Annotated in this window: 3 protein-coding genes and 1 pseudogene; 1 reads left to right on the top strand and 3 read right to left on the bottom strand. The window is 65.6% G+C overall.

Annotated elements, in window-relative coordinates; translation table 11 throughout:
* The 3 genes from G4D87_RS33760 to G4D87_RS33750 all read right to left on the bottom strand — a co-directional run.
* Positions 1-831 (bottom strand): caspase family protein (locus G4D87_RS33760; protein WP_163786795.1); only part of this gene is annotated, 831 nt, incomplete at its 3' end.
* Positions 828-1,586, bottom strand: a complete 759-nt coding sequence (locus G4D87_RS33755; RefSeq protein ID WP_205507821.1) for a hypothetical protein — start codon at positions 1,584-1,586, stop codon at positions 828-830. The genes G4D87_RS33755 and G4D87_RS33760, both read right to left, overlap by 4 nt.
* Entirely contained in the window at positions 1,583-2,275 is a 693-nt protein-coding gene (locus tag G4D87_RS33750; protein WP_205507820.1) for an RNA polymerase sigma factor, read from the bottom strand. The genes G4D87_RS33755 and G4D87_RS33750 overlap by 4 nt, the downstream gene beginning before the upstream one ends.
* A gap of 1,055 nt (positions 2,276-3,330) precedes the next feature.
* On the opposite strand from G4D87_RS33750, the pseudogene G4D87_RS33745 reads away from it, so the two are divergent.
* A pseudogene (locus G4D87_RS33745) lies at positions 3,331-4,810 on the top strand (RHS repeat protein); the annotation flags it as partial.

The following is a 4,810-nucleotide window of genomic DNA, read 5'->3' as shown; positions in this document are numbered from 1 at the left end:
GGTGGGGGCGAAGGCGTGGAGCGACAGGCGCGCGGGGAGGCCCTTCACGCCCTGGAGCGACGCGGTGACGAAGGCGCCCAGCTCGCTGTACTCCACCTTGCCGTCGCCGTTGATGTCCGCCGCGCCCATGAGGCCGGAGCGGGCCACGTGGCTGAAGACACCGGCGCGGATGCGGGACCACTCGTGCGTCTCGCCGTCCTCGCTCTCCGCGAACACGGCGCCCACGGTGGGCCGGGTGGCGAGCTGCTCACGGGCCAGCATGCCGCGCAGCTCCGCGAGCACCGCCGCGTCCGTCTGACCGCCGCGGCTGCCCACGACGCCGGAGGCACGGCACGCGTCCACGATGAGGTGGACGTAGTTGGCGCCAAGCGGGTCCACCACGTCCGCGTAGAGGCTTGCTTTGTCCAGACGTCCACCCGCGAGGGTGAAGTACGCGCGTCCGGCTTCGTCCGTGTTGCCGTGGCCCACGTAGACGAGCAGCACGTCTGTCTGGCGTCCCAGTTCATGGTCCACCAGGTTGGCCGCGCGCAGGCGGGCCACCTCGCGCTTCACCTCGTCTGGCGTTGGAGGCCGGGCGCCCGCGAGCACCGGTCGGGCCGTGGCGCGGGTCGCCTCGTCCGGGTCCACCAGCAGCGTCGTCTCCACGCCCAGGCGTTGAAGCGTCTCCGCCCACAGCACGCCGTCATCGTCCGCGAAACGCAGCGACGGGAGCGACGGGTCGTCGCTCCCGTTATGGGCAATGACCAGGGCACGGCGAACCACGGCTTCGGCCGAGGCACCACGGGCCAGCAGCAGTGCCGCGGCGCCGAGGAGCACTCCCAGCTTTTTCATGGAGCTTCCTCTACCCTCACTGACTGCTTGAGCACCACCGTGCCCTCTGTCTGTTCACCGCGCAGGGTCGCCAGGGACTCGGCCGGGCTGCCTGCGAAGACGGCGACGACTTCGACGGTGCCCGCCGTTTCTGGCATGGGCACGGTCAGCTCGAGGGGGGCTTCCTTGCCCAGGCCTCCGGACAGGCCGAAGGGACCGGCCGTCACCTCCGCATTCCTGGCGCCGCGGACCTGGACCGCGACGTGGGTGAAGGGCGCGTGGCCACCGGCGGCGAAGGCCAGCATGGCGCCGGCGCGGCAGGTGTCTCCGGCGTGCAGCTCGCGCAGGGCCTGGCCCGGGGTGGCGCAGAAGATTCGCAGGGCGACGCCGGGGGGCGCGGTGCCTTCGCCGCGGGCAACGAACTCGCCGGGCGTCGTCGTGGCGGTGGGGACGAGCACCACCGCGAGGAAGACCGCGGCCAGCGCGCCGCCGAGCAGGGCCAGGGAGGGCCACCGGGACGACGCCTGCTCTGGCGCGGCGGCGGCGAGGGCGGCCTCCAGGCCTCCGAGTGACAGGGCTTGGAGCTCCACGGAGGAGGGGGCGTGGAGGTCATTGCCCTCCAGGGCGCGGTGGGCCTGGGCCCAGCGCTCGTAGCGGGCGCCGCAGCGCTGGCAGGCGTGGGCGTGGCGCAGCAGGCGCGCGGACTGGTGGGAGGACAGGTCTCCCAGCGACCACCGGGTCAGGCTGGCGTCGATATGTCTCTCGTACCACCTCATGAGGGCATGCTCCCTATTGCGCACAGGGCGAGCGAGGCCAGGAGGACTCCCAGCTCCATCCGCCCGGGCTCGGCCGATGCGTCCAGCCAGCCCGAGTCCTTCAAATGCTCGGTGAACTGCGTCCGCATCCGCCGCTCGCGCACCCGGACTTCGCCTCGGGAGAGCTGGAGTTGCTGGGCGGCGGACTCCTGCGAAAGTCCTTCCACGAAGCGCAGCTGCGCCAGGGCGCGGCCTTCGTCCGTGAGGGTGTCGAGGAAGGCGCGGACCAGGTCGCGCACCTCCGTGCTGAGGGCCTCTTCTTCCGGCGTCCGGGCCTCGGTGGACAGGTGGGTCAGCTCGGGCGCGTCGTCCATGGAGACGGCCTCGCGGGACACGCGTCCCGACGCGCGCATGAGGTCGATGGCCGTCGAGCGCGCTACCGTGAGGAGGAAGCCCAGGTAGGGGCGAACCCCGTCATAGGCCTGCCGCATGTTGGGCCGGAAGGCCCGGACGAACGTCTCTTGATGGGCGGCGTCCAGGTCCAGCGCGGACAACGCGGCGGTGCGCGTCCCCCCGTCCGAGCCGACCGCGAACTTTCGCGAGAGGTAGCGGAGCACCTCCGGCGAATAGGTCCGGTACACCTGCGTGAGGACGGACGTCTCCCCCCGGCGGAAGGACTCCAAGACGGACCGGTCGGTTCCAGGCAGCACGGTAGCTCCGTCCCTCATCGCGAGCCGGCTCGAGCCCAATGCCCGGCCGTCCGTCATCCCTTCAAAATGGGATACGGAACGGGGTCGCAAAATGGGTCGCGCCTATAACGCATGGGGCGCGTTTTCATTGTGTGCCCGTTTGGCGAATCCCGCCCGGGGCCGGGAGCGGCCATGTGGGGTGCAGGGTTACCCAGGTTTGGCGGAGGCGGTCGAGCAGGTGTTGGTGGTCGGATGAGGCCAAGCCCTGGGCTGACGCCGGGCTGGAGGACCACCAAGCGGAGTTGAAGAGACAGGCGGCGGTGTTGGCCTGGAGCAGTGGCAGGGCGTCGCGGTCCTGCGTGAACATGGCCCGGAGCTGGCGCTCAAGAGGACAGAGTGTGGTGTCCGGACCGCAGTACTCGGGGCCGTACCATGCCTCCGTGAAGCGCACGGGGCCTTGGATGTGCCGATTGAAGGTGGCGAGTTCCTTAGCGGGGACCCACAGCTCTTGATGGAGGCTATTGCCCACGGTCCGCATGGGGAAGCGCGAGGCGTAGTCCGTGTCCACGTCAAAGGCCGTGACGAAGCCCGCATGCCCAGAGCCCGCATCCGGCGTGTTCCAGTCCCGGGCAATCTACTGCGCGTAGTCGGCGTTCACCACCGGGTAGAAGATGGGCTGGTCCGGGAGTCGCGGCGGGAACGCCGAGCACCACTGTCGAGAGGGTCTTCGACATGGGCTGCTCGCGTGTGGAGGCATGTGGGCCTCATGCGTGTTGCTCCGAGACCCAGGTGGGGGATTCAGGACTCACTCTGGCATTGATTCCTGACGCACTTTCTGTGTTGCCTCTCCCCTCGCCTTCATCACCGGTCAGCCCCTGCATGGTTTGGAGTTCTGACTGCGCTGAAGGCATGCCATGAAATTGATGCGGCGCTGACGCGGGTAGGAAATTAGGCGTCGTGACGAAACCATGACGGTCCTGGAGTTGACAGTTGTCGGAGTGGGTAGGTAGTGGACAGGGGAAGGGGAGAAGTCCATGCGAGCTTGGGGGAGTCCAATGCGGTCAGGCCAATGGGGTATGTTGCTGCTAGCGCTGTTTGTGTCGCTGGGGGCACGTGCGGATGGGGGCGCTTGGGAATGGCTTCCTGAGCAGCAGTTTCAAAAGGGCAGAGTGCTGGATCGGATGAGCAGAACCTCTGCCTCGAAAGAGGGAGCGTCTACCGCGAATCAGACACTCGTATTTGAAGAAGCGCGCGCCGAGTGGGAGGCAAAGCGGGATGCCGGTCAGGTCCAGATGGCAGAGAGCTTGGCAAAGGCTCATGTTGCCCTAGGACCTCGTCCCGAGTGGTGGCACCGCTACCTGCACGCACCATGGGCGGATGCTTCAGAAACGCTAGCGCTTGAGCGTGCCCATGAGTCGCTCCGGGAGGCGAAGGCAATGCTGGAGGCGGGCGCCTTTCGGGGGAACGCATTCAGGGACTACAAAAGCCAGGTGCTGGACGCCTTAGGGCAACAAATGAAGGCGCTTGAACTGCTCTCAAGCGATAGTTACTCGCGAGCATGGCAGATGGCTTGGGGCGAGCCTCCGCAGACAGGAATTGCTCGGCTGCAATCGAAGCTCTCCGCCTGGGAAGCCGAGTTGGCGGTTGACGACGTGACGCAGGTTGCTCGGATTGAGAAAGTCGCAACGACTGATCTGCAGGAGGGTTTGGTTGGTCAGCAACTCCCGCAGCCTGTGGCGGTACGAGTGTCGACGCTTGAGGGCGAGCCTGTCGTCGGCGCGACGGTGACATTCAAGCGTGCAAGCGTTTCGGAGCCTACGTTTCTTCCGTTGGACGGCTCTGGGAGTGCGCAGAGTCAATTACAAGTAACTACGGATGAAAATGGGTATGCTTCAGTTCGTGTTGTGCCAGATACAAATATCCTCAGAGAATATAGATTGAGGCCAGGCGTCCATGCAGCACAGCGCCTGGGGTTGAATTTGGTGACAGCGGAGACGACTGACGGAACTCAGATATTCCAATTGATTCGGCCCTTTGCGCTCACCGGGTTGCCGGATGTGCCTGCGAGCTTGTTGGTCGATTCAGAGGACCCGGTGCAGACGGAGCCTGGCATCCAAATGATCGGCCCCCTGTCGGTGATTGTTGTAGATCGCCACGGAAATGCACTGGCAGATGAACCCGTGGTGTGGACTCAGTCGAATCCAGCCGGCCGGTTCATTGCGTATGGGCAGTTTGACTTGCCTCAGGTCTTGAACTACGCGAACCCCACTCAGTTGCAGACAATGAGTGGCTGGTCGCAGACGAACGGCTTGAATGCAGTTGTCTATATCCCTGGGATGCCTTCTGGGGCTCATCTTGTCACGGCTGCGTCAGGAGGCCTTACACGTAGTTTTGCCGTGAATGTAATGGGGACTGTAGGACATTACGTTCTGCGTAGTTCCAATAATGGTGAGTTTTCCGGCGTCTACCTGACGCGGTCGCCTCGGGCAAAGCGACTGCAAGTTCTTCATTGGCCACAAGGGGCATCGGGGTGGGTACCGCTGAATGGTACTGAGG

The organism is Myxococcus vastator, from assembly GCF_010894475.1.
GTDB lineage: Bacteria > Myxococcota > Myxococcia > Myxococcales > Myxococcaceae > Myxococcus > Myxococcus vastator.
This window is presented reverse-complemented; position numbering and strand designations above follow the sequence as displayed.